Origin of the sequence: Microcoleus sp. D3_18_C4 (assembly GCF_036702355.1) — a bacterium.
GTDB lineage: Bacteria > Cyanobacteriota > Cyanobacteriia > Cyanobacteriales > Microcoleaceae > Microcoleus.
In genome coordinates this window covers 33,813-58,532 of sequence record NZ_JAUBTF010000032.1, presented here as the reverse complement: position 1 = coordinate 58,532, position 24,720 = coordinate 33,813, and the positions used below count along the sequence as shown (strand labels likewise).

General features: G+C 45.2%; 17 protein-coding genes. 1 reads left to right on the top strand and 16 read right to left on the bottom strand.

Annotated features, from left to right (window positions below; all coding sequences use genetic code 11):
- Positions 1-6 precede the first annotated feature (6 nt).
- Positions 7-3,582 carry a transcription-repair coupling factor gene (gene mfd / locus QUA90_RS17100; protein ID WP_333446683.1) on the bottom strand — a complete coding sequence of 1,192 codons (3,576 nt, stop codon included), beginning with the start codon at positions 3,580-3,582 and terminating at the stop codon, positions 7-9.
- Positions 3,583-4,005: 423 nt separating this feature from the next.
- On the opposite strand from mfd, the gene QUA90_RS17095 reads away from it, so the two are divergent.
- A complete protein-coding gene (locus QUA90_RS17095) occupies positions 4,006-5,337 on the top strand; it encodes a hemolysin family protein (RefSeq protein WP_333446681.1) in 1,332 nt (443 codons plus the stop codon).
- A 275-nt stretch (positions 5,338-5,612) separates the two neighbouring features.
- Here the strand turns inward: QUA90_RS17095 and QUA90_RS17090 are convergent, their stop codons facing one another.
- The 15 genes from QUA90_RS17090 to QUA90_RS17020 all read right to left on the bottom strand — a co-directional run bounded on the left by QUA90_RS17090 (position 5,613) and on the right by QUA90_RS17020 (position 24,510).
- Positions 5,613-6,944 carry a hypothetical protein gene (locus tag QUA90_RS17090; protein WP_333446679.1) on the bottom strand — a complete coding sequence of 444 codons (1,332 nt, stop codon included), beginning with the start codon at positions 6,942-6,944 and terminating at the stop codon, positions 5,613-5,615.
- A gap of 6 nt (positions 6,945-6,950) precedes the next feature.
- Complete coding sequence (locus QUA90_RS17085; RefSeq protein WP_333446677.1) at positions 6,951-8,276, bottom strand: hypothetical protein; 1,326 nt, start codon at positions 8,274-8,276, stop codon at positions 6,951-6,953.
- 13 nt (positions 8,277-8,289) lie between these two features.
- Positions 8,290-9,525 carry an SGNH/GDSL hydrolase family protein gene (locus tag QUA90_RS17080; RefSeq protein ID WP_333446675.1) on the bottom strand — a complete coding sequence of 412 codons (1,236 nt, stop codon included), beginning with the start codon at positions 9,523-9,525 and terminating at the stop codon, positions 8,290-8,292.
- A gap of 4 nt (positions 9,526-9,529) precedes the next feature.
- On the bottom strand, positions 9,530-9,694 hold the full coding sequence (locus QUA90_RS17075; protein ID WP_333293586.1) for a DUF5989 family protein: 165 nt from the start codon (positions 9,692-9,694) through the stop codon (positions 9,530-9,532).
- Complete coding sequence (locus QUA90_RS17070; RefSeq protein ID WP_333446672.1) at positions 9,695-10,102, bottom strand: SxtJ family membrane protein; 408 nt, start codon at positions 10,100-10,102, stop codon at positions 9,695-9,697.
- A gap of 114 nt (positions 10,103-10,216) precedes the next feature.
- Positions 10,217-12,193 carry a carbamoyltransferase gene (locus QUA90_RS17065; protein ID WP_333446670.1) on the bottom strand — a complete coding sequence of 659 codons (1,977 nt, stop codon included), beginning with the start codon at positions 12,191-12,193 and terminating at the stop codon, positions 10,217-10,219.
- 169 nt (positions 12,194-12,362) lie between these two features.
- On the bottom strand, positions 12,363-12,848 hold the full coding sequence (locus tag QUA90_RS17060; protein ID WP_333446668.1) for a hypothetical protein: 486 nt from the start codon (positions 12,846-12,848) through the stop codon (positions 12,363-12,365).
- 161 nt (positions 12,849-13,009) lie between these two features.
- Positions 13,010-13,930 carry an NAD(+) kinase gene (locus QUA90_RS17055; RefSeq protein WP_333446666.1) on the bottom strand — a complete coding sequence of 307 codons (921 nt, stop codon included), beginning with the start codon at positions 13,928-13,930 and terminating at the stop codon, positions 13,010-13,012.
- Between the two features lie 401 nt (positions 13,931-14,331).
- Positions 14,332-15,966: a hypothetical protein gene (locus QUA90_RS17050; RefSeq protein ID WP_333446664.1), complete on the bottom strand. Its 1,635-nt coding sequence runs from the start codon at positions 15,964-15,966 to the stop codon at positions 14,332-14,334.
- A 41-nt stretch (positions 15,967-16,007) separates the two neighbouring features.
- Positions 16,008-16,691, bottom strand: a complete 684-nt coding sequence (locus tag QUA90_RS17045; protein WP_333446662.1) for a DUF3226 domain-containing protein — start codon at positions 16,689-16,691, stop codon at positions 16,008-16,010.
- Positions 16,691-17,800 carry an AAA family ATPase gene (locus QUA90_RS17040; protein ID WP_333446661.1) on the bottom strand — a complete coding sequence of 370 codons (1,110 nt, stop codon included), beginning with the start codon at positions 17,798-17,800 and terminating at the stop codon, positions 16,691-16,693. Before QUA90_RS17040 ends, QUA90_RS17045 begins: the two co-directional genes overlap by 1 nt.
- Positions 17,801-17,845: 45 nt before the next feature.
- Positions 17,846-21,757 (bottom strand): cobaltochelatase subunit CobN, encoded by a 3,912-nt coding sequence (gene cobN, locus QUA90_RS17035; protein WP_333446658.1) that lies wholly within the window; start codon positions 21,755-21,757, stop codon positions 17,846-17,848.
- Between the two features lie 177 nt (positions 21,758-21,934).
- A complete protein-coding gene (locus tag QUA90_RS17030; protein WP_333387035.1) occupies positions 21,935-22,795 on the bottom strand; it encodes an EamA family transporter in 861 nt (286 codons plus the stop codon).
- The gene (locus tag QUA90_RS17025; RefSeq protein WP_333446657.1) at positions 22,792-23,529 is read right to left on the bottom strand and encodes an ABC transporter ATP-binding protein; all 738 of its coding nucleotides are present in this window, start codon (positions 23,527-23,529) and stop codon (positions 22,792-22,794) included. Before QUA90_RS17025 ends, QUA90_RS17030 begins: the two co-directional genes overlap by 4 nt.
- 168 nt (positions 23,530-23,697) lie before the next feature.
- On the bottom strand, positions 23,698-24,510 hold the full coding sequence (locus tag QUA90_RS17020; protein ID WP_333154427.1) for an ABC transporter ATP-binding protein: 813 nt from the start codon (positions 24,508-24,510) through the stop codon (positions 23,698-23,700).
- Positions 24,511-24,720 lie beyond the last annotated feature (210 nt).

Sequence of the window (24,720 nt, the reverse complement as noted above, 5' to 3'; positions counted from 1 at the left end):
TATATATTAAAATCCAACATTTGCTTCCGGCAAAGCGCCCTGCATTTTACCCAACCAATCAATCAAATTATCCAATTGCTTTTGGGCCGTTAAAACCGCCATACCTCGAATAGTAACCTTCCCCTTGCTGTAGACAAAACGAGAGCGCAAATGTTCCGGCAAATTAGCCTTGAGCAAATTCCAAGCAGGCTCTTCCATCGCCGTTTCCAAAACTATGTTCTGCTTATTCTCCGGTTTGATACGAGAAAAACCGATTTTTTTAGCAATTTGTTTGAGTTCGACCACACGGATAAGTTGCTGGGCTGGCAGAGGAATTGGCCCATAGCGATCGCACCAATCAGCCTGAATCTGCTGTAATTCTTCAGGAGTATTAGCAGAAGCCACCGACCGGTAAGCGCTCATCTTTTGATCCAAATCTGCGATGTAATCGGCAGGAATAAACGCCGTCAAAGTTAGGTCAATTTGCGCGTCCTCAACTTTCGGAATTTCCTGACCCTTAATTTCCCGAATGGCTTCCTCTAACATTTCAGCATACAAATCAAAACCGATCGCCTCCATTTGACCAGATTGTTCAGTACCCAAAACATCACCCGAACCGCGAATTTCCATATCTCGGACAGCCAACTGATAGCCAGAACCCAACTGGGCAAACTCTTGAATTGCCCGCAGCCGCTGCCTTGCAGCATCAGAAAGTTGGTTCTGCTTGGGATAAAACAGCCAAGCATGAGCTTGAATCCCCGCGCGTCCCACCCGTCCCCGCAACTGGTAAAGCTGACCCAAACCAAACTTCTGCGCGTCTTCAATTAAAATAGTATTGACTCGCGGAATATCCAAACCCGACTCAATAATCGTCGTACACACCAAAATATCGAAATCTGCCGCACTGAAAGTCAGCATGATTGATTCTAGTTCCGACGCCTCCATTTGACCGTGGGCGATCGCAATTCTGGCAGACGGAACCATCTCCTGCAACTGAGCGGCCAACTCATCAATCCCCTCAATCCGTGGCACCACGTAAAACACCTGACCGCCCCTGTCCAATTCTTGACGAATTGCCGATCGCACCGTTTCTGCGTTATAGGGAGCCAAATGCGTCTGAATCGGGCGTCTGCTGGGAGGCGGAGTCGCAATCAAACTCATCTCGCGAATCCCCGACAGGGACATATACAAAGTCCGGGGAATCGGCGTTGCTGTCAAAGTCAGAACATCTACCTCTGTTTTGAGAGATTTAATTGCTTCCTTTTGCTTAACTCCAAACCGCTGTTCTTCATCCACCACCAACAAGCCCAAATCCCGAAATTTAATCGCCTTGCTCAAAACAGCTTGAGTACCGACAATCACATCTAATTCCCCAGTCGCCAAACGCTTGTGAATCTCCCGGCGCTCGGTTTCCGTCCGAAAGCGATTGAGCAAACCAACTTCGATCGGATAAGGGGAAAAACGCTCCGATAGCGTGTGATAGTGCTGTTGGGTCAAAATGGTCGTCGGCGCGAGCAAAGCCACCTGCTTGCCCGCCGTAACCGCCTTAAAAATCGCTCTCAGAGCCACTTCTGTCTTACCAAAACCGACATCGCCGCACACCAAGCGATCCATCGGTCGATCGCCCTCCATGTCGCGTTTCACATCCTGAGTTGCCTTCAACTGATCCGGCGTTGGTTGGTAAGGAAAAGAATCCTCTAATTCTTGTTGCCAAGGCATATCAGGAGGAAAAGCGTAACCTGTTTGTTTAGCTCTTTTAGCATAAAGATTCAGCAAATCCACTGCCAATTTTTTAACAGCTTTGCGAACCTTTGTTTTAGTTTTTTCCCAAGTTTGACCTGTCAGCTTATTTAGATCCGGTACTTTATCGCCTACAGTCCGAAACCTCGACAAAGCACCCAATTGATCTGCCGCCACCCTCAGAGTACCGTCAGCGTATTGAATCAATAAATATTCCCGAGTTTCCCGATCGATAGTCAAACGTTCCAACTTGAGAAATTTACCCACTCCGTGCTGGCGGTGAACCACATAATCACCTGGACTTAATTTATTCGGGTCTACTTGCTTAGAAGCAGCACGACGACGCTTGCGGACGTAGCTAAAAGTTGCCAGGGAATGCTGACCGTAAAATTCCCGATCGGTAATTAACACAATCCGAAAAGTCGGCAGAATAAAACCTTCCAATTCTGCCAGCCCGCTGTACTTCAAAGCCACCGGAATGTGCTGCAATTGCAACTTGTCGATCGCCAAAAAATCGCGCGGATTCACCACAAACTGAGCCGGACAGTCGTGCTCCGAAAGCAAAGAAACAGAACGACTCGGTTGAGCAGAAACCAGAAAAATAGTAAAACCCCGATCGCGCTCTTCCCTGAGCATTTGAGACAGCTTTGCAAATTGGTGAGGCATCACCGGCACAGGCCGAGAAGCCAAATTAATCGCAGACGGTAGTTGGTCGCCCTCCGCAGAGCTTTGAAATTTTTTAGCGGTAGAATCTTCTGCCAATTCAGAAAGTTCTAGCCTCTCGAAAGCTGCGACATCTGCCATATATTCAGCAAAAGTGCGGTGAATTTTCGGAACTTTCAAATTAGCAATTGGCAACTTTTCTGTTCCCGCCTCAGCAACTTCCGATTCCCTATTGCAATTATTCCACTGTTCCTGTGCATTCTCAAACCAGCGGTCGCTGTGAGCTTCGCACCCTTGCGGTTCGTCAATAACAACTAAAGTATTTTCAGTCAAATAATCCAACAAAGATGCAGGTTGATCGAACGCTAAACCCAACAGCCTGCGGACAAATTTTTCTGCTTCATTTTTGCCTTCATTTTCGGGGTCTAAAGAGCCGAGGTGGTTGATTGCGTCAAGTTTTTTTTCAGATAAAACTGCTTTAATAATTGTGTTAAAATTAGTAGGAGTTAAAACTAATCGATCAACCTTATCGAGCGATCGCTGGGAAGACGGGTCAAACTCCCGAATTTGCTCCAAATCATCTCCGAACCATTCCAGCCGCACTGGCAACTCAGCCGCTACCGGAAATATATCGACAATATCGCCCCGGCGACTCCACTGGCCCTCCATTTCCACCAGAGTCACCCGATCGTACCCCATCGACACGAGTTGGCGGTCAAGTATCTTCGAGTCTTGAACCGCACCTCGTTTCAGCGTCAGACAGTAGGGCTCAAAAGCATCCGGCGGGGGCAAATGAGGCTGGAGAGATCTTTCGGTAGCTACAATCGCGATCGGCTTAGAATTAGCGTTTGTTTCTTGTTTCTCGACCAAATCCGCCAGCACCTGCATTTGCCCCCACGTCATTTCGTTCTCGTCGGAGTAAGATAGCTCGTAGGGCGAAGCCTCCGAAGTTGGGTAAAAATGCACAGTCTGCCAGCCCATAGCCTCCAGCCCTGCCACCCAACGGCCGGCTTCTTCTAGAGTTGCCGTCACTACCAGTAAACTCCGCCCTTCTTGCTGTGCGAGGGCGGAAGCTACTAAACCTTTAGGCAAACGGGCTACGCCGGACAGTTGCACGTAGCGATGGCGCTTGAGCTTGTTGAGGAGTTCTGTTGCTAGGGGCGATCGCCCCAGGGTACGAATTATTGAAGAGAAAGTCATGCGCTTTTAATTTTAATCCCTGATCGGCGAAGGCTCTTTCCCTTTGCCTGTTAAGGAGATTGTACGACAAACATCCATGATTGTGCCGCTCTGCTTTTGACGCCTTGGAACTTAACTGGAGATAGATTTCTGCTTTAATATGTCAATCCTGCGATCGGGATCGAGCCAGTTCCGTTAATCTAGTGACAGGTTTAGAAAAAATTTCGATTTTGCGATCGAGATTCGCAGCTTCCAGACCTCTCCTGTGACTGCACCCAAAGACGGATACAAGCCCCCGACTCAAGTTGTGAAGATCGAAAAATTTTAGACATTAGGGAAATCCCCCAGATACTGGCTGCGGAGTCAATCTAAAATCTAAAATCTAAAATCTAAAATCGACTAACCGGGCAGAGCGCTTCGCCGTTACTACCGAAAATTTTAGAAATGTCCTCAAATATAGACCTTCTGATTGTTCTCCTGCTGGTTTTCCTCAATGGCTTGTTTGTGATGTCAGAGATGGCCATCATCTCTGTACGCAAGGTGAGACTGCAACAGATGGCCAACCAAGGTTCGATCAATGCCCGCGTAGCCTTGGATCTGGCTAATGCCCCCAATCAGTTCTTGCCGACAGTTCAAATCGGGATTACGATGCTGGCCATTCTGTCGGGCGCTTTTGGGGAAACGACGATTTCTAGAAGGGTAGAGCCTTTGTTACGGTTGATTCCTGCCCTCGCGCCCTACTCTCAGACGATCGCCTCAGTAGTAGCAGTTTTAACCATCACTTATCTGACCTTAATTATCGGCGAACTCGTGCCCAAGCGACTGGCACTCAACAACCCGGAGCCTATCGCTTCAAGCGTAGCAATTCCCATGCGAATGCTCTCAAAAATTGGGGCTCCTGCGGTTTATCTGTTAAGTCATTCCACTGACTTAGTGATGCGGATCATGGGGATTGTGCCTTCTACAGAACCGCAAGTTACAGAGGAAGAAATTAAAGTTTTAATAGAGCAAGGGACAGAAGCCGGAACCTTTGAAGAAGCCGAACAAGACATGGTAGAAAGAGTCTTTCGTTTGGGCGATCGGCGAGTCAGCGCCTTAATGACCCCGCGTCCCGATCTTACCTGGCTCGACCTCGACGATTCAGTGGAAGAAAACCGCCAAAAAATGCTCGGCAGTGGTCATTCTCGGTTTCCCGTTTGTCAGGGAGGGCTCGACAACGTTGTCGGTTTAGTACACGTTACTGATATGCTGTCTCGGACTTTAACTGGTCAACCCCTAGATTTAAGCGCTTCTTTACGACGACCGTTATTTGTACCGGAAAGCACGCGGGGTTTAAAAGTATTAGAACTTTTCAAACAATCTAGCAATCAAATTGCCTTGGTAGTAGACGAATACGGCGTCATTCAAGGATTGGTTACAGTCAACGACATTTTAGTCGAACTCGTTGGCGACTTTCCTTCGATTGAAGATGCTGACGAGCCGGAAGCCGTGCAGCGTGAAGACGGTTCTTGGCTGTTAGACGGAATGCTAGCAGTCGAAGATTTTTTTGAGATATTTGGAATCGAAGAATTGTCAGCAGAACACAAAGGAAGTTACCACACAATGGGCGGTTTTGTGATTACAAATTTGGGCAAAATTCCCACAGCAGCCGAGCATTTTGAGTGGAACGGTTTGCGCGTGGAAGTAGTCGATATGGACGGGAACCGAGTTGATAAAGTCTTGGTAATGCCGATCGACTCAGCGGACGATCGCTCCCCCAGCAAGCCAAAAACCTAAAACTAAAAACCATGTAATTTTAATCCATCGACATAATACCCGTAGGGGCCGGTTCACCAACCATCATCGCCGGAAACAAACAATCTCAAAAACCGCCCCCACCCAACGATAAATCATCACCTACATTTAGCAATTAAATATAAATATCAGGTTGATGTGAGTTATTGGTGAGTGGGGCGGTTTTTTATATATTGTTGGTTATCGTTATATATTGTTGGTGAATCTGCCCCTACGAGTTCGCAAATTGTACAATAACGCATCAAGCAGACATAATATCACTTCTTGTTTTTTCTTTCATCTTTCCGCAAAGATTCCAGAATAGAACGGCCCACATAATTGCTAAAAACTACCTCTCCAGCTTGATTGTAGTGGCAGCAGCTATCTACATAAACAGCCTCTTTAGTCTTGTCAAAAACATTGACAGCATTCACTAAATTAATATTATTTTTTTCCAAATTAGGAAACTTCTTGAAAAGAGCCGGATATCCAATTTGCACAGCTTTAGCATAAGGAGTATCCTTGTTAAAAGCAACCTGTTTTTCGGCTTCACCAAACACCCTTTTCGTCTGATAATATTGATTAGGCTGAAGAACATGAAAATATGGCACATTACTAGCAGACAACACTTTCTGCATAAAAATTGAACTTTTCACCCAATTCTGGGCCATTTGTTCAAAAGCGGCTGAATCCGGTAAAACTGACTTATTAGTATTGATATAAATAACGCTGCCACTGTCATCTTTTTTTTGTTTAGCCCGTTCTTTTTCAAACTTAATGACATCGGTTTTATAGTTATTAACTAAATTTTGAACGTAAACAGAAGTTAAAGCATCGCACGCAGCTAAAGAGCAGTTTTGCAAACGTTCCAAACCCTGACTAATCCTAGCTTTATTTTCTTGGATTCTGATAGTTGCTTTCATCGCTTTTGTAGAAAGGCTATTATTCGCCAAGCTAGTCAGCGGCAAAATATGCTGAATGCTTGGCATCGCCAAATCGACTTGATTTTTATTGTTTAAGTTAGAAAGTGCTACTTCATTAAAACCATCTATATTGACGACCAGATCCAGTTCTTGTCCTAATGCCAAAAAATAATTTAAAATTAATAATTGCTGCGGTTGTTTATACCCTCCGGTAGCAAAAGACAAAATTATAAATTCTTTATCTTTAAAACCCGGAAGCTGCTTGAGGTATTGAGGTAAAATTTTGTTTTGAACTTCAAATACTCCATAATTAGAAGCCACAGAACCGCCAAAAACTCCGATAATAAATTGATTTTTATTAGTTTTTTTCAAAGGGTAATCGTAAGGAGAAATAAATCCGTAGTTGTTAACCTTAAAACCCGGGCGAAAATCGGGGCCAGGTTGTTGAATAAATCCCAAAAAAGGATGAAACCTTTCAACAATAGACTGATTCAGCCGCACTCCTTCTAAATTAATTCCTAAAGCCGACTTATCTTGCGCCTTTTCTCTAGTATAGAAAATTTGCTTGTATTTGACAAAATACCATCCCAAGGAACCGAGTTCGAGAAAAACCAGTAAAAGCACTAAATTAATCAAAGTGATTTTTAGAAATCCTTGTCCTTTTTTAAGAAATTTTAAATCTTTCATAAACCTCTATTTTGACTCTCTTACTACTTTAATAATGGAACTAGAAACATAGTTTGCCAATACTTCGTCTCCGACTGAATTATAATGGCAGCAGGCATCTTTGTAAACCGTCTCTTTTGTATTGTCTAAAATATTCACTGCGCTAAAAACATTAACCCCAGCTTTTTGCAAATCACCGACTTTGGACAACAATACCGGATAACCTTTTTTCACACCTTCAATGTAAGGGCTCTTCTGGTCGATCGCAATTTCGTTTTCCTTGGCGGTAAACGCTCGCTTAGTGGGATAATACTGGTTGGGCTGGATAAAGTGAAAATATTTAATCTTTCTACTTGATAAAATTTGATTCATCCCGATCGACGATTCGTACCACATCGATGCCATTTTGTCAAAAGCCGCGGCATCCTGCAAAACAAAGTCAGCTTTGGGAATGTACACTATACCGCTATTTGCGGTGTCTGGGTTGGATGGTTTGAGTTGCGAATCGTACTTGACAACTGCTTGCTGGTAATTGTTGACTAATTGTTTCACCTGTAGCGAGGTGACAGCGTGACACAAAGCAAGTTGACAAGTTTGCAATTTGTCAATACCTGCTTTTAATTGTTTTTTGTTTTCGTTAATTTGCACGATCGAACTCATCGCTTCCGGTGACAAGTTGTTGTTGGCTAAACCAGTCAGAGGCTGTATGTGCTGAACGCTAGGCATTCCTATTTCTACTTGGGCTTTGTTGTTTAAATTTGACAGTGCTACTTCGTTAAAACCGTCAATATTGATGACTAAATCTAACTCTTGACCCAAAGCCAAAAAGTAATTTAAAACTAATAATTGTTGGGGCTGTTTGTAGCCACCATTCCCAAAATTCAAAACAAAAATTTCCTTGTTTGCAAATTCTGGATAAGCCTTTAATTTGTTAGACAATCTGCGATTTATATATTCATCAACTACAAAATTATTCGCAACTGAACCGCCAAAAACTCCGATAATAACTTGATTTTTATTTGTTTTAATAAACGGATATTCGTAGAGGGAAAAAAAGCCGTGTTTGTTGACTTTTAACTTTAATTTTTCATTTGTGAAAGCACCTTGTTTGAGTACATAGCCAAAAAGTGGGTGCAGTCTTTCTACGATAGATTCATCAAGTCTAATGCCGATCCTTTCAATATCTTCTACTACTTTTTCTTTGGCTTTAGTTCGGGTATAAAAAAACTGCTTTTGGTTGATAAAATAAAAAGCTAGCGACAAAGCTTCCAGACAAATAAAGGCGATCGCCAAATTAACCGCGATTATAATTAATATGTTTTGGTTTTTTTTCGGCGCCGTTGAATCTTTCATGAAATTTGACTGATTACGGTTGTTTTTTGGGGACTTGAGACTGCTTCAAATTTTCGCACAAATTTCGGTTAATCAGGATACTAGCCAGCCGGTGTCCGAGTTCATTCCAGTGACCCCCACAGGGTACAGAATTCTCAAAACCGTGGGCGCAGACTTGATATTTTTCAGTGTAACCTTGGATCTGTTCGGATAAATTCAGTACCTGAAAACCCTCGCGCGCGCCCAAGTTTTCCAGCCGCCTATCGGGATAAAACAAATCCTGAATGTTGTTCTTTCTCATAAAATTTTTTCGCCTCTCGGCCTCCGGTCTAACTTGCATCGGATCGCCGATCGTCACAAGCAAGAAATCAGCATTTTTCTGCACCACTTCATTCCGCATCGTCACAATCAAGCCCTCTGTCACCCTCCAAGCCTCTTCCCAAGCTGCATTTTGAGGTTCCTTGAGGTTCAGGGTACTTAAAGTGGTAAAGTGTCCCGATAACTCCCGCTTTTTCCGATCTAAGTCTACCTTTTTAATGACTTGCAAAATGCGCGAATTGTTGACGATCAAACTCGGCATTCGGTCTACAAAGGAAACTGCTCTTTCGTTGCGATCGATCGGCGCCAGATTGCGAAAAGACATATCCGGTACTAACTTGCCGCTTGCATCATAAGCAAAAAATGGTCGGTAGCGATCGTATTCCAATTGCGGCGAATTGTTAATTATATCATTACCAATAAAAAAAGCCAGAATTACAATATCAGGACTGTAATCCCACACTTTTTTTCGCAGCATTATCAATTCTTGAGCAGTACCGTAGCCCTGCACCCCGAAATTCATGACCTCAACATTTTTGCGTCCCTTAACGGCTTCGCAGTTGCCTAACTTTCGTTCCAATTTTGACCAGAAAGTTTGTTCGACAGGTACGTGAATTGCTTCGGTGAAAGAATCGCCCAAAACCGCAACACGCAAAGTATTTGGAGGTTTGGCTTTTGTATGTTCACGATGATCGCGCAAACTCTCGCTATTCACCTGCACAAAACTCGCACCTTCCTCATTCCACTCCCCCGACGCACCAGGTTTCAGCTTCCAGCCCAAATTCGGATCGGAAGTGTGGAAACGAGTTGGCGCAGACTCTACGAAATCTCCTATTTTTGGATAGCCTTCAATCCTCGCTACCCGCAATCCAATTTCACCAATTACCACCCCCATCAATAAACCGACCAGTGTCAAACCCAAATTGACACCCAAATTTTTCAACTTGCTCATTATTTCAAAACAGCGTGTAAATAAATGGAGCAATCACAGAACCCTGACTCAATACAATCAAAGCTCCCAAAAACACTAAAGTCACAATGAGCGGCAACATCCAATACTTTTTGCGTTCTCTCATAAACGCCCACAAATCTTTGAGAAAGTCTAAAGTTGCTTCAAACACTTAAAAAGGACGCTCCATACTAACTTTTGTTCTTGCTTTACTTGGGACGCGGTAAGTATCCATTTTAGGATTGAGTTTGCGTCGCATTGCATCTTCGCCGAAAATGTTTTTGAGCACTCCCATCGGCCAAACTATCAGGTAAAAAACTATCCCTAGGATGAGCGGCGTTTGGATTTTGTGGAGGAGCAGTCCAAACCGCATCCACGCGTGATAAACGGGATTCAGCGATTTCGGCGCAACCAATCCTAGCACGATTAGGACTGCGCCGATTGCCCAGGGCAGCCAAGGTAGAGAATGCCGCCGCAGTAAAGGTACTGCTAAACCGAAGATAACTGCAATCAAGCCACCAATTAGCAGCCCGAAATCGCGCAAGCCTTTTTTGTCGAGTTTTTTAATTTCGTCGCTCATTAGAAATGGGGAATTGGGAATTGGGAATTGGGAATTGGGAATTGGGAATTAGTTATTAGTTATTCGTTGCAATAAATAGCTAATAACTAATAACTAATGACTAATGACTAATGACTAATCTAGTTCAAATTCATTTTTCCAAGCATCATCTTGTTTCCAAGGAATTTGTTCGGACTTGGGAAGCAAGTAATTTTCCAAAACCAGATAGTCCATTTCGGTTCGCATGAAACAGCGGTAAGCATCCTCTGGAGTGCAAACAATGGGTTCGCCTCGGACGTTGAAAGAAGTATTTACCACAATAGAACAGCCCGATCGCTTTTCAAAATGGCTGATTAAGTCATAGTAGCGAGGATTGGTTTCTTTGTGAACAGTTTGGATGCGAGCCGAGTAATCGACGTGGGTGACAGCCGGAATCTCCGATCGCGGAATGTTGAGCTTTTCAATGCCAAACAACTGCTCTTGTTCGGGAGTCATCGGAATACGGAGACTGGCTTTGACAGGTGCTACTAATAGCATATAAGGGCTAGAATGGTCAATCTCGAAATAATCCGCAACTCGCTCGGCTAAGATTGACGGCGCAAAAGGTCGAAAAGATTCCCGATATTTAATTTTCAGGTTCATCACGGACTGCATTTTAGCACTGCGGGGATCGCCAATGATCGATCGACCGCCCAGAGCCCGCGGCCCAAATTCCATCCGCCCTTGGAACCATCCCACCACATTTCCCTGTTCCAAAATTTCCGCCAACTGCGGCATTAATTCGGCATCGTCCAATCGGTGATAGCTAGCTTTGACAGCATCCAAATATTCGAGAATTTCTGCGTCAGTAAACCTCGGCCCCAAATATGAGCCGCGCATTTGATCGTGACAAGTTAAATGAGCAACAGACTTTGCCACAGTTGCCACCGCTGGGTTTGCAGTGATAACTTCAGTCCTCTCCTCAACCGCTGCGTTTGTAGTGATAAGTTCAGTTTTGAGGGATTCTATACTATTTGCTGTCGAGTTCGGGCTCACTGTGCGAGTTTGTTCGCAATACTGATACCAAATCGCCAAAGCCGCCCCCAAAGCACCGCCAGCATCTCCCGCCGCCGGCTGAATCCAAATATCTTTGAAAATACCTTCCCGCAAGAGCCTGCCGTTAGCAACACAGTTGAGAGCAACGCCGCCGGCCATACAAAGATAATCGACATCCAATTCTTTTTTAACTGTTCTGCACAGCCGCAAAACAACTTCTTCGGTAACAACTTGAATGGAAGCTGCAATGTCCATTTCTCGCTGAGTCAATTTTCCTTCAGCTTGACGCGGTGGCCCTTCAAACAATTCGTCAAACTTCTTGTTTGTCATGGTTAAGCCAACTGTATAGTTGAAATAATCCATGTTCAAACGAAAAGTTCCGTCATCTTTGAGGTCGATTAAATAGTTGAGAATCTTGTCTACATACTTGGGTTCGCCATAAGGTGCTAAACCCATGAGTTTGTATTCACCAGAGTTGACTTTGAAGCCTGTGTAATAGGTGAAAGCTGAATAAAGCAAACCCAAGGAGTGGGGAAAATCGATTTCCCACTGAGGTGTAAGTTGGTTGCCGTCTCCCAACCAAACTGAGGTTGTGGCCCACTCGCCCACGCCGTCGAGGCACAAAACGGCTGCTTTTTGAAACGGGCTGGGGAAAAATGCAGATGCTGCGTGGGATTGGTGGTGCTCGGTAAATAGCAGAGATGGCAGTTTATTCGTTTTGCAGTTTGCTATTGCTGCCAGATCTCTTTTGAGCATGGTTTTGAGGTAAAGCTTTTCTTTGAGCCATATCGGCATGGCTGCTAGGAAAGAGCGAAAACCTTGGGGTGCGTAGGCTAAATAGGTTTCGAGAAGGCGCTCGAATTTGACTAAAGGTTTGTCGTAAAAAACTATTCGATCGACTTCCCGCAAATCTATTTGCGCTTCTTTCAAGCAATAAGCGATCGCATTCTTAGGGAATCTGGCGTCATGCTTTTTGCGGGAAAATCTTTCTTCCTGCGCTGCGGCTATAATTTCTCCGTCGCGAATTAAGGCTGCGGCGCTGTCGTGATAGTACGCCGAGATTCCAAGTATGTTCATCGCTCTCCTCACAAATCGCAATGCGTTTGCTTTTGACTATTTAGAATAGCTAACGATTATAGCTGCTTCAGTGCAGATTGGGAATTGAGTTTTGCGATCGCCTCTAATTTTCCCTGGTTCCATGTCGGTGGGCCGCCCGACGGGGATCGAGTGTTAGAGAGCTTTTAAGCTAGCGCCGGCTTATCCTGCGCCCCCAAGCTCTGAAGTAAGTTACGACCGGGAATTGATAAAATTCACCGATCAACCACAGCACAATGCCTAAATGCGACAAAAAAGCTAAGCCTGTCCAAGCTAGGGGCAGCCAGGACAACCGGCTGCCGGGAACCGGGGGAAAATAGTAAGCTGAAAGTCCCAGCAAGGTAGTGGGAAGGAAAATTAGACCAAGAGCCGCTGCAAAATAGGGCCATCCGAATTCTACGCCTTCGAGGTGGGCTCCTATCCACTGTTTGCCGTTCCAGTGCCAAGTTACGGGCGGTTGCCGATCGGCCATTTGGAGCGATTGTCTTTCAACGCTTGCGGTATAAATGTGCTGGCAGAAGTTGCAAGCTAGGGCGTCCATCATCGGCATGGTAGAAATTTGACCGGTGCGGCACACGGGACAGGGATATGTATCTTGAGGGTTGAAAGGTCGGGTTGATTTTTTGAAAATCTGCATGGATCAGGCTGTTTGTCAAGATATTGAGCGATCTTAACAAAGTACAGAGATTATGGGTTGGCTGAGGGCGGTTTTTGTATCTAGATTGTTGGTGATTTAACAGGTTTTTTCACGCTTACGATCCCTACGGGTTAATGCAGTTTTATGGTGGATGATTCGGATTAATTGCGGTGATTGTTGCTGTACCGAATTCTGGCTCCTGCCCAGTGAAGTTTTTCCCTCAAAGTGTTGAAATAAGAATAGTTTTCCCGCAAAATGATAAACTTGGCTTCGCAGTCCGCCCTCCGCACGTCTACGCGGTGTCCTGGCCAAATTGCAGTACCTAAAACCCCGTCTGTCCAGAGTTTGGTACTGAGTTCGTAATCTGCTAAAGGCCAAATGCTGACGACTGAACCGGGCGGGAGGACGATCGCCCGACTGGATAAACTCAAAGGGCAAATCGGAGTAACTGCGATCGCCTCCATTCCGGAGTGCATAATCGGCCCGTTGGCAGATGCGGTGTAGCAAGTCGAACCGGTGGGAGTTGCCACAATTAAACCGTCGCCTTGATATTGATCGACTACTTCGCCGTCAACTTCCATTTCTAGAATACAGCTCGGCATTCGATCGGCTGAAGCAGGTTTGACACACATTTCATTTAGTGCCAAAAATCGATCGCTTTGGGGTTCGAGATTGCTTCTGTTTCCCTCAAAAACTGTTGCCTGCAACATCATCCGCTTCTGCACAGCATACCTGTCTTCCGAAAGTCTGTCCCAAATCTCCTCAGTATTTTGGAAATCCTCAAAAGACTCGGTTAAAAAACCCAGATGTCCCCCCACATTCGCTGCCAAAATCGGGATGCCGTCAGCCGCCAAATTCCGCGCGGCAGCTAGGGCCGTACCGTCACCCCCCAGCACTACCGCTAAATCAATTGGGCTGTTACTAGAAGCTAAAAACACCGGATACGGGTTATCTTTCGGGCCACTTGGCCCCATTAAAACCTGACACCCGCGACTTTCTAATTGGCGGGCACATTGTTCTGCCCACCGCTGGCTAAGGGTATCTCTGGCTTTGTGGGCGATAATTACTTGTTTTAGTTGCACAACCTATCGATTTTAGATTTTAGATTTTGGATTTTGGATTGTTAGATTTTAGAGTGACCTCACAACCTATCGATTTTAGATTTTGGATTTTGGATTGTTAGATTTTAGAGTGAACTCACAATCTATGGATTTTTGATTGTTAGATTTTAGGCTGAGTGAAATATTTTAAAATGTTCGATCGCACAAATTGGTTTTGGGCATCAGGTTAGATTTTAAACTATTTTTGAGTATTGCGAGGCAGAGCCTGTGGATCTGCGTTACCAGGATCTGCCTGGTAAAAAGAAAGCCGGGAATAAAAAATATTATGACTGCATTTCCACATCTTCCTTCTTCCGACTTCCATCGGACTGACATCCGTTATATCCGCTACATCCGTTACAGAATCGGTTGCCGAACTTCCTTCACCCCTCGCTGCGGCTGGATTTGGGCCGTGGCCAGATAATGCTGGAATCGGCCGCGAGTAAGCGAGAAACGGCGATCGCCCCAAAGCGGTTGAGGTGGCTGGGGTCAACAAAATAGTCATTGCGGCCCGGCCACCGCTGCGACAAGTCGCGGAAAGCGAAGCCTTTTTGCCGCGAGAGTTGCTGCATTCTCTGCCGGAACTGCTGTTCTGCCCGCAGGCGAGTTCCGTCTAAGTAGTCGTCGGTGAGGGGCAAATTGACGAAAATTAGGGGAATTTTGCGAGCTTTGGTAAATGCTACAACTGAGTTAAAGGCTGCTGCTTGTTTGCCTCCGAGGTTAAAGTTTTCGTAGTCGCGATCGTACTGACCTGAAACGTAAGCGCGTTCTCGATAATAAGTGTTGGGGTTGTAAGTGCCCGACATCGCCATGAATCCGTTGGAGTCGATCGAATCTGCCAATTGGTTGAGTTGTCTGAGGGCTACTGTTGTGCGTCGCGAGACTGGAATCAATTGTGTTTTTTGAGTTGCTGCATCCGCTGCGATCGGTTGTACCTCATATCTTGCAGCATTTGAGGCAACGGGCAAAATGCCCGTTCTTCCACTGGAGAGGAATTTGATTGGGGGGTGGGTGTCTTGCCCGCCTGTAGCATTTGAGGCAACGGGCAAGATGCCCGTTCCACTGGACTGTCGATCAATAGAGGTAAATGCTTTGCGGAAATTGTTGTTAGCGCAGGGCTGCGGGAATCTGTAACACATCGGAATCTCGTTGGGTTCATCCAACTCCAGTTCGGGGCGAATGCCTGCTGCTAAAAGTTGGCTGCCTTCAGAATCGACGATCGAATTAAAAGTGCGATCGTCCCGGCCGCTGTTAAATGCCCGCACACCATCAGCCCAGACAATCATTTGAGGCAAATGACCGGGCTTCAAAAGCCGCCGTAGTTGAAAGTCAACGACTTGTGCAGTTGCGCCATTGACTGAAAAGTTAAATACTTTTAAGCCCGGACGGCCCCTTTGGGCCAAAGATTGTTTTAGCTGTCTGGGATCGACGCCCTGCAATGCGCGGGAACTGCCGACAATCAAAACATCTGGTGGGCCGACCGCAGCAACGTAGGATAGGTAAAGTTGTAGTTGTTCGTTGAGCAAATCGCTGCTGAAGCTGACTGTACTGGCTTGCGATCTGGTTGCGCTCGCTTGCTGCTGGGAATAAACCAGGTTTCTCATGTACTCGATTACTTTTTTCTCCGCAAACGCCCGTCTGGGACTGCCGGGGGGAACGGCTTGCATCCAGGCGACGGCCTGCACCCACAGGGCAGCTACTTCGTCCCAGTCTTGTTTTGAATTGGCTGATTGAGCCAAATTAGAAGCTTGGGTGGCAAAGTTAACTGACTCCGTGAAGGCATCGTTTTGCGGGCAAGAGGGAAGGCTGAGGGATTTTCTGGTTTTGTTGGGGTTTTGAGCTAACAGAGACGTTGGGGACTGCGCTAGGACGGCGGATTCGTCGATCGAACCCGATGGCGCTGCGGTGTTGGGCGGCTTCGTTGACGAACATCCCAAAGTTACGGCTAATACAGCGGCTGCGGCGCAGGTACGTTTGAGGATGCTGGTGCTGATGCTAGCAATGTAGCGGCGAATCATAAAGCTTTCAGCGATCGCGAAACATTAATAGATATTACTAATTATCCGGTGGATGGAGCAATTGGCTCAAACAGATGTTTTAACCATTCAATAAAAATTAAGGCAATCGGGGAATCGCAGCTAAGCACCTGCGCTGTTATTGCTTGTCCCATCGGCATTGCTGGCGTTTTCTGCCATGCCAGCCAAGTGTGGATTAGCGCTTTGGGATGATGAATTAAAGTGTAGCGGTTAAGTTCGGCTTGTTCGATCTCTTGTAAAATTGCTTCGGCTTTCGGATGCAGGGTGTCGCCAGGGGGGATGAGATAGGCGACAAAATCTTCTAACATTCCAGGAAGTTGATTGTTTGGCATCAACCAAACTCCGACGCGAGGCAAGTATGGATCTGAAGGTGTGCAAACCCAGCCTTCGGGAGGGGGAGATTGCGGGATCTCTCGATAGCCACTCGAACTCAGTTTATCTTTAAGAGATTGCCACCGCCCACTTAAATTGCGATCGGCATCAACCACAATTCCCAACGTGCGTAAATTCTCTGCTTTCAATCTTTCTGGCAAGCCATCTAGCAGCGCTTCAACTCCTTCTGTACCTTCTTCTTGCGGTACTTCGACGGAAAATGTTTCTGGCAGTTGATATTGCTGGCACAAAGCCCAGATTACGTGTCGGTCATTCTTACCTTCTACCAATAACTGTTGGGGTTTTGGTTGAGGAGGTTTTCGTGCTTTGGGCATCAGCGCACCTCGATACTTTGGCGCACTGCAACGGACAATTGATCGGGAGTGTATTCAACTGCACGAATATCCTCACCGCGCCGGCTCAAGCGAAATAATTTGCCAACCGAACTATCTTCTGACTGTTCTAAGGCTTCTTGAAATGCGGCTATGCAATCCCAACTGTGGGTAGTTGCAAAGACTTGAACGTTCAATCGCTGTGCTGTTTCAAATATTAATCGCCACATATCAGTTTGGGTTTGATAGTAAAGACCTGTATCAATTTCATCGACTAGCAAAAAACCATTTTCTGATGATACGGCTGCCATTGCTATACTAAGAATTCGTCGCATACCCTCTCCCATACTGCCTAGAGGAACTGGGTGAGGCTGTCCCCGAAGTTTAAGCAAAATACCACTATTAGAAGTCTGGCGACTGGTGAAATTAATCCGTTCCACATCCGGCTCCAGAATTTGCAATGCTTCTACTACACTTTGTTCTTTCGGTGTGAGTGTTATTCTATCCCACAGTAGAGACAGTTGCTGAAAGTTTCTATTAGTGGTTGTCAGAAAATAATTTTGATTGCTGCTCCTTGTAGGAACAACTAACTGAGATGTGTTGCCCAACTCCAAGTAACGCCAATCGCCAGTTCTATCAGTACGGATAGGAATTCTTATTGGAGTATACTGTCCGTAGGAAATAACTAGCTCAGCTACTAACTCTCCAGTTGGAACTAAATCTTCAAATCCTGGGAGTGTAAGTTGTTGGAGAATACGATTAGGCTGAATCTTCAATGAAAGCAGATGCTCTTTTGTAGAGGAGATATCAATAGCCCGATCGAAGTTATTAAGTTGATGACCGTAAAAAATATGTAAAATATGATAATAATAACGCCGAGAAACGACTTCGCCATTTCTTTGTCTAGAACGCTCGAATGTTATTTCACCTCTGCTATTTAGCACCTCAAACAGAAACGGAATATTTCCTTCATTAACTAATAGATAAATGGCTTCCAAAAAAGTAGTTTTACCGCTATTGTTCTGACCGACTATCAGATTAACCCTAGCTAGATCGTCGATATGAAAATCTTTAAAACAGCGATAATTTTGGATGGTGAGATCGCGCAACATGGATTCCTCGCATATTAACTATATTCTATCATTTCTCCGTTCAGACTAGAAACCAGTATGGGATTCGATGACTGCTTCGGCTTGCAGGGCGATCGACCTCAATTTATCCAATGTATCCTGGTTCGCACTCTGCCACAACCCCCGCTGACGAGCTTCTAGCAATCTTTCCGCCATATCTCGCAGTGCCCAAGGATTGTTTTCTTGAATAAATGTCTGCACTTTCTCATCAAATATGTAAGCCTCTGCGATTCCTTCATACATAAAATCCTCTACACAATTTGCCGTAGCATCGTAAGCAAACAAAAAATCTACAGTTGCTGCTATTTCAAAAGCACCTTTATAACCGTGGCGCATCGCACCTTCTATCCATTTCGGATTCACAGCCCTGCTGCGATAAACCCGCGCAATTTCTTCTGTGAGTTGTCGCACTTTTGGATTTTCGGGAATCGAGTTATCTCCAAAATAGGTTTCAGGATTTTTGCCTTGCAAATTGCGAATTGCAGCCGTCATTCCGCCTTGGAATTGATAATAATCGTCGGAGTCGAGGATGTCGTGTTCGCGGTTGTCTTGGTTTTGCAGAACTATTTGCATTTGGCCGAGGCGTTTTTCAAATGCTTCGGGTGCAGAACCTCCCCATTCACTCTGTTTAACTCCTGCTACATCTCCCGGCAAATTTGAGGAACTAGAGGAGGTATAGGCGTAACTGCTCCAATTAATGTAAGCTTTTGCTAAATCGGCGTCGTCTGTCCAGTTTTGAGCTTCAATGATGCCTTGAAGTCCTGCGCCGTAAGCACCCGGTTTTGAGCCAAAGACTCGAAATTGCGATCGCCCTTGCGCCTCTTCCTGACTCAAACCTGTAGATTCCCAATACAAAATCTCTTCCTTAACTTGTGCTGCTAAAGGGTTGTTTTCTGGCGATTCGTCTAAATCTGCCACAGCTTTTACCGCACTATCAAACAAATCAATTAAATTAAAAAAAGCATCGCGGAAAAACCCAGAGATTCGCAAAGTAACATCAACGCGCGGCCGCCCCAAAACAGAAACTGGCAAGATTTCAAAATCTACAACCCGGCGCGAAGGGCCATCCCAAACTGGTTGAACTCCTATCAGCGCCAAGGCTTCGGCGATGTCGTCTCCCCCCGTCCGCATGGTGGATGTTCCCCACACTGACAAACCCAAAGTTTTCGGATATTCGCCGTTTTCTTGGGTGTATCTTTCGATTAAAGTTTCAGCAGCAACTCTGCCAACTCTCCAAGCAGTTTCTGTGGGAATGGCGCGGATATCTACTGAGTAAAAATTGCGACCGGTGGGCAATACATCTGGTCTGCCGCGAGTGGGCGCGCCGGATGCGCCGCTTGGTATGTGTCGCCCATCTAGTCCGCGCAAAAGGTTGGTAATTTCTTGATTTGTTTGGAGGAGGGAAGGTAAAAGATAGTTGTTTATCCAGTCTAATTCTTGTTGGGTTGCTTCTCCGATTGGGCTATTTTTAACCGCAGATGAACGCGGATTAACGCGGATATTTTCGATTAAATTATCTACTAATTCAGCGGCTTTTTCTTCGAGTTCGGCTGTTAAATCGCCTGCTGTGCGGTGCTGAATTATCGACGTTGGATCGCAGGTTAAGGGGTCGAAATCGTAGCCTGAGTCTTCTGCTAGGGCGCGGGTTAAGCCCGATCGCCCGTTGGTGGGATGGCGGGCGATCGCAATTATCAAATCTCTCAACTGTCTACCTTCGGGACACTGCCCAAAAATGTGCAGTCCGTCGCGAATTTGGGATTCTTTGAGTTCGCAAAGATAGCCGTCTGTGCGGGTGATAAATTCTGTAAATTCAGATTTATTTAGTTGTATTCCTAAGTCTTTATCTAAGTTTTCTTTGTTGGTAAGGGCGAGAATGCGATCGCGAATCATGGGCAATCTGGACGGATCTAAACTTTGGGCTTCGCAATACTCGTCGATTAAGGTTTCCAATTGCTGCAAAGGCCCGTAAAGTTCGGCGCGAGTCATCGGCGGTGTCAGGTGGTCGATTATCACGGCTTGCGATCGTCTTTTTGCTTGGGAACCTTCCCCCGGATCGTTGACAATGAAGGGATAAAAATTAGGCATCGCGCCTAAAGCTACTTCTGGATAACATTTGTTAGACAATGCTATACTTTTACCCGGAAGCCATTCTAAATTGCCGTGTTTTCCGGCATGAATTATAGCGTCAATTCCAAATTTTTCTCGCAGCCAATAATAGTAAGCTAAATAATTATGAGTGGGTTCTAAGTCTGGGGCATGATAATTTAAGGCGGGGTCAAGTTCATATCCCCGCGATGGTTGAATTCCTACAAATACATTACCGAACTGAATACCCGGAATCGGAAAAGACGTATTGTTACTTATAAAGTCTTGTGCATAGCTTCCCGGAATCCCCCATCTTTTACAAATCCCATCTTGCACTTCCTGCGGCAAAGTAGCAAAATATTCTTCATATTCTGCCAAATCCAATGATTGATGAACAGGGCGCAATTCGCGTCCTTCCGGGTCATTTGTCACCCCAGAAGTTAACAGTTCAATTAACTCGTTGCCGCTAGCGGGGATGTTTTCAATTTGATAGCCAGCTTGCTGCATAGCTTTGAGGATTTCGACACAGCTAGCGGGCGTATCTAAGCCGACGCCGTTGGCTAAGCGGGCGTTGCGAGTGGGGTAATTTGCGAGAATTATGGCAATGCGTCTGTTAGTGGCTGGGGTTTGTTTCATCTTCACCCAATTAGCGGTTAAATCTGCTACAAATGAAATGCGATCGCCCGCTGCTACATAGCCTACTACATCTGTTTCTAATTCGCTGTTCCAAGTCTGTACGGCTTTAAAAGAAACCGCCCTAGTAATGATTTTTCCGTCTACTTCCGGCAATGCTACATTCATCGCCACATCGCGGGGCGAAAGTCCTTGTAATTCAGTTTCCCACTGTTCCAAACCGCCGCCGCTGAAGATTGCTTGCAATACGGGAACGTCTAAGGATTTTAAGCTGTTTTGTGCCGGTTCTTGGCTGCTAAAACCGGAGACTGCAAAACTTGTAGTGTTGAGCAATAATTGAATTGGTTCTGATTCTTTGGGTTGGAAATATTCCAGCAATTCTATTTGCAAATCTGGTTCCCGCAGAGAAGACACAAAGACGGGAACTGGTACTAAGTTTCGCTCTGCTAGAGCTTGACAAAGTGCATCAATTGGTGCTAAGTTTCCTGATAAATAATGAGCGCGATAAAATAAAATTCCGACTTTAGATGTAGTTGGTAAACCCGGAGATCCCCCCCAGCCCCCCTTAATAAGGGGGGAGGAAGAAGTTGTCAAAGTCCCGCTTGTTAAGGGGGATTTAGGGGGATCTGAATCTGGTTGTAAAGTTGCAAAACACGCCCCCGCTTCTCCGCCCCATTCGTAAATTCCGACGCGGGAAACTGTTTGAGGTAGGGGCGGATTATAAGCAGTTTTGAGGCAAGTATCGGCGGCAAATTTTAGTGCATTAACAAAGTTTTGGACTCCGCCTTCTGTGAAATAGCGCCACAGTTTATTGACTGCTGACAGCGATACATTGGAATGGCTGATTAAATCTGGATCGGGACTGTCTTCTCCCGGCATTACAATGAGCGAGGCGTTAGTTTTCTGCACAGTTTCCCGCAGAATTTCTAACCCGTAAGACCAATAAGAACGCCCTCCTAAAAGTCTTAATATTATGACCTCTGCGCGTTCTAAAACTTCCTCGGCATAAGTATCAATTGTTAGTTGTTGCTGCAACTGAAGCAGGTTTACTGCGCGCATTTTGGGGAATTCGGCAGGCATTTTGGAGGCGGCGGCCGCGAGTGTTTGAATGTCGGTGTCAGCAGCACTAATAAATACTATTGGTGCTGGGGTTTGCTGAATAAAAATTACTCCTTCTGCTTGAGGGTTCCAACCTCCCGGTGTGGCGGCTATTTTGTGCATTAATTTTTCCTCTATATATAAATAACAAGTCGAAATTAAACGAAGTCTCAGAGGCACAGCCTCTCGCTTAATTATGCCACGAAAAAAGCGTTCGCAGCCTCGGAATGTAAGTCGTAGGATTTTGGAGAGGACTTGCATTCCGAGGCTGCGAACCAAATTACATAAAATATGAAAATTTTATAATGTTATAAATAAAACTCCTCCCATCATGATAGCAGCCCCTAAAAATCTTTCCTGAATATCTTTTTCCTTGAAAATGAAATGGCCGAACAGTACACCCATTAAGACGCTGGTACGCTTAAGTGCTATTACTTGCACGACTAAAGTCATTGTCAAAGCTTGCATCTGAAAAATGACTCCTAAAGCATTGAAAAAGCCCGTTGCCATTAGCATCGGTAAGTACTGGATAATTTGGCGCTTGGGGTTAGAGGTTTTGTGCAGTAAAACTGGCAGCAATAGGACACTCATAGTCGTCAATAAAGCGAACACCCAAAAAATTGGGGAAGAGTTTTGCACGCCGATTTTGTCAAAATTTGTGGTAATACTCCAGAGAAAAGCTACGAGTAACATCAATTTTGACCCTGGTTGGTGCAGAAGTGCTTTGAACGGGGCTAAGTAGCCTTGAGATTTTTCTTTGATGTTTAATAGATAAGAGCCCATGACTATGAGAAAAACTCCAATACCATCAAAAAAGTTGGGATATTCGCCGACAATTAACGGTGAAGTCAGCAGCATGAATAAGGGCGTCAAAGCTACCAGTGGCACGGCGAGGGATAAATCCGACAGTTTGATGGCTTTAATGTAGAGGAGAGCAATGACTGCGTTCATGGTGCCTCCGATTAACAAAGCTATCCAAAATTGTTGGTTTAATGGAGGTATTTCTATGATAAATAGCAACGGCGTTAAAAAGGCTGCTGTAAAAAATGTTAGCGACCAAGTTACGACATATTCGTCGTTTGCTTTCAGGTTGTGCTTGCTAAAAACATCTTTTACTGCTTCAAAAAAAGCGCTCAAACTCGCCAAAATTAACCACATCATCCTAAATATGCACTCCTGACTCGATCGTCGTTTAGCAAATCTGCTCCAATACCTGTGAGAGTAATGTTACCAGCTTCTAGTACGTAACCCCGATCGGCAATTTGCAGTGCTAAACTGGCGTTTTGTTCGACTAAAAGGATTGTAACGCCTGTGGAGCGCAGATTTTGAATAATTACAAAAATTTCTTTGACGATCGCAGGTGCTAACCCTAAACTAGGCTCGTCTAATAATAGCAGCTTCGGGCGACTCATCAGAGCACGGGCGATCGCCAGCATTTGCTGTTCCCCGCCGCTGAGGGTTCCTGCTAGCTGGCGGCGCCTTTCTGCTAGGCGCGGAAATATCTCAAATTGGCGATCTAAATCGGCTTTTACTGCCGCCGAGTCCGATCGAATATAGGCCCCCAATTCCAAGTTAGTTAACACAGTTTGCTGGGCCAAAACCCGCCGCCCTTCGGGACTGTGGGCGATTCCCAATTTCACAACTTCGTGAGCTTGGCGGCGGCTAATATCGCGCCCGCTATAAATAATTTGTCCTTGCCGCAAATTAACTATTTTAGAAATCGCTCTCAGGGTGGTACTTTTGCCCGCACCGTTGGCACCGATGAGACTGACAACCTCGCCTGCATTAATCGTGAGATTAATATTTTGTATGGCTTGAATTCCGCCATAATTTACAGAAACATTTTTGAGTTCTAAGAGGATGTTTTGGTTTGTTTTAGGTGGGCTATCTTGCATTTTGTGTGACGGGATTTTTGATAACAAAACTGTCTCTTTTCCAGCAGTGAACCAGGGGTTGAAACCTGGCTCATAGCTAAATTCCTCTTAAGAGGGCTGGAAGATTCATTTAAGGCTAACTATTAATTTTACTCGTTCCCCGTCAGAGCAGGCAAACATTTACAATTTCTACGTTTCATCTCCCAAATAAGCCTCAATCACCGCCGGGTCATTTCTCACAACAGCAGGTTCTCCCAAAGCAATAAGCTGACCGAAATGCAACACGGCAATCCGATCGCACAATCCCATAACTAGCGGTACATGATGCTCGATTAATATTACAGTTAAATTGAACTGTTGGCGTACTTCTCGGATAAATTCGCTTAATTTGTGCTTTTCATTGGGATTCATGCCCGCGGCGGGTTCATCTAACAAGAGTATTTGCGGTTCTAAGGCTAAAGCGCGGGCAATTTCTAAGCGCCTCTGGTCGCCGTAGGGCAAGTTTTTGGCTTGTTCGCCCGCGCGATCGCCCAATCCGACTAAATCCAACAATTCTAAGGCTTTTCGCTGGGTTTTGCGTTCCATTGCGTTAGACGCTGGCAAGCCGAAAATCCCCGCCAGCACAGATAAAACGGGATTGCCCGATCGACTGTGGATGTGTCGGGCGATCGCCACATTTTCCACAGCAGAAAGTTCCCCAAACAACCGGATATTTTGAAAAGTTCTGGCAATACCTTTATTAGCAATTTGATAAGGCTTCAATTGGGAAATATTTTCATTTTGATAAATCAGGTTGCCACTAGAAGCAGGTATCAGTCCAGTCATTAGATTAAATAGAGTTGTCTTGCCCGCGCCGTTAGGGCCGATTAATCCAAAAATTTCGTGTTTTTCAACTGTAAAAGATACGTTGTTTACAGCAATTAAACCACCAAAACGACGAGTTAATCCTTTGGCTGCTAAAACAGGATTGCTTGTTGAGAGGGTAAGGGGTTCGGAAATCATAAACACATCATAGAACGAATATAAGATATCTAATTATGCCTTAGACTGCCGAATGTTCTTAAAGTCACCCTTTTTAAGCAGTATTTAGGGCGATCGATTTCACCACAGACAAGCACAAATTTAGATCGCCTGGAGTCCTGAAACAGTTTGATGAGAATGTATACACAATTATTCAAATGGCTGAGACGGCTCATCAAACACAAGGATTTT

Bases quoted from the DNA above. Each gene is read 5' to 3' on its own strand.
- mfd (WP_333446683.1), bottom strand. From the start codon at position 3,582: ATGACTTTCTCTTCAATAATTCGTACCCTGGGGCGATCGCCCCTAGCA.
- QUA90_RS17095 (WP_333446681.1), top strand. From the start codon at position 4,006: ATGTCCTCAAATATAGACCTTCTGATTGTTCTCCTGCTGGTTTTCCTC.
- QUA90_RS17090 (WP_333446679.1), bottom strand. From the start codon at position 6,944: ATGAAAGATTTAAAATTTCTTAAAAAAGGACAAGGATTTCTAAAAATC.
- QUA90_RS17085 (WP_333446677.1), bottom strand. From the start codon at position 8,276: ATGAAAGATTCAACGGCGCCGAAAAAAAACCAAAACATATTAATTATA.
- QUA90_RS17080 (WP_333446675.1), bottom strand. From the start codon at position 9,525: ATGAGCAAGTTGAAAAATTTGGGTGTCAATTTGGGTTTGACACTGGTC.
- QUA90_RS17070 (WP_333446672.1), bottom strand. From the start codon at position 10,102: ATGAGCGACGAAATTAAAAAACTCGACAAAAAAGGCTTGCGCGATTTC.
- QUA90_RS17065 (WP_333446670.1), bottom strand. From the start codon at position 12,193: ATGAACATACTTGGAATCTCGGCGTACTATCACGACAGCGCCGCAGCC.
- QUA90_RS17060 (WP_333446668.1), bottom strand. From the start codon at position 12,848: ATGCAGATTTTCAAAAAATCAACCCGACCTTTCAACCCTCAAGATACA.
- QUA90_RS17050 (WP_333446664.1), bottom strand. From the start codon at position 15,966: ATGATTCGCCGCTACATTGCTAGCATCAGCACCAGCATCCTCAAACGT.
- QUA90_RS17045 (WP_333446662.1), bottom strand. From the start codon at position 16,691: ATGCCCAAAGCACGAAAACCTCCTCAACCAAAACCCCAACAGTTATTG.
- QUA90_RS17040 (WP_333446661.1), bottom strand. From the start codon at position 17,800: ATGTTGCGCGATCTCACCATCCAAAATTATCGCTGTTTTAAAGATTTT.
- cobN (WP_333446658.1), bottom strand. From the start codon at position 21,757: ATGCACAAAATAGCCGCCACACCGGGAGGTTGGAACCCTCAAGCAGAA.
- QUA90_RS17030 (WP_333387035.1), bottom strand. From the start codon at position 22,795: ATGATGTGGTTAATTTTGGCGAGTTTGAGCGCTTTTTTTGAAGCAGTA.
- QUA90_RS17025 (WP_333446657.1), bottom strand. From the start codon at position 23,529: ATGCAAGATAGCCCACCTAAAACAAACCAAAACATCCTCTTAGAACTC.
- QUA90_RS17020 (WP_333154427.1), bottom strand. From the start codon at position 24,510: ATGATTTCCGAACCCCTTACCCTCTCAACAAGCAATCCTGTTTTAGCA.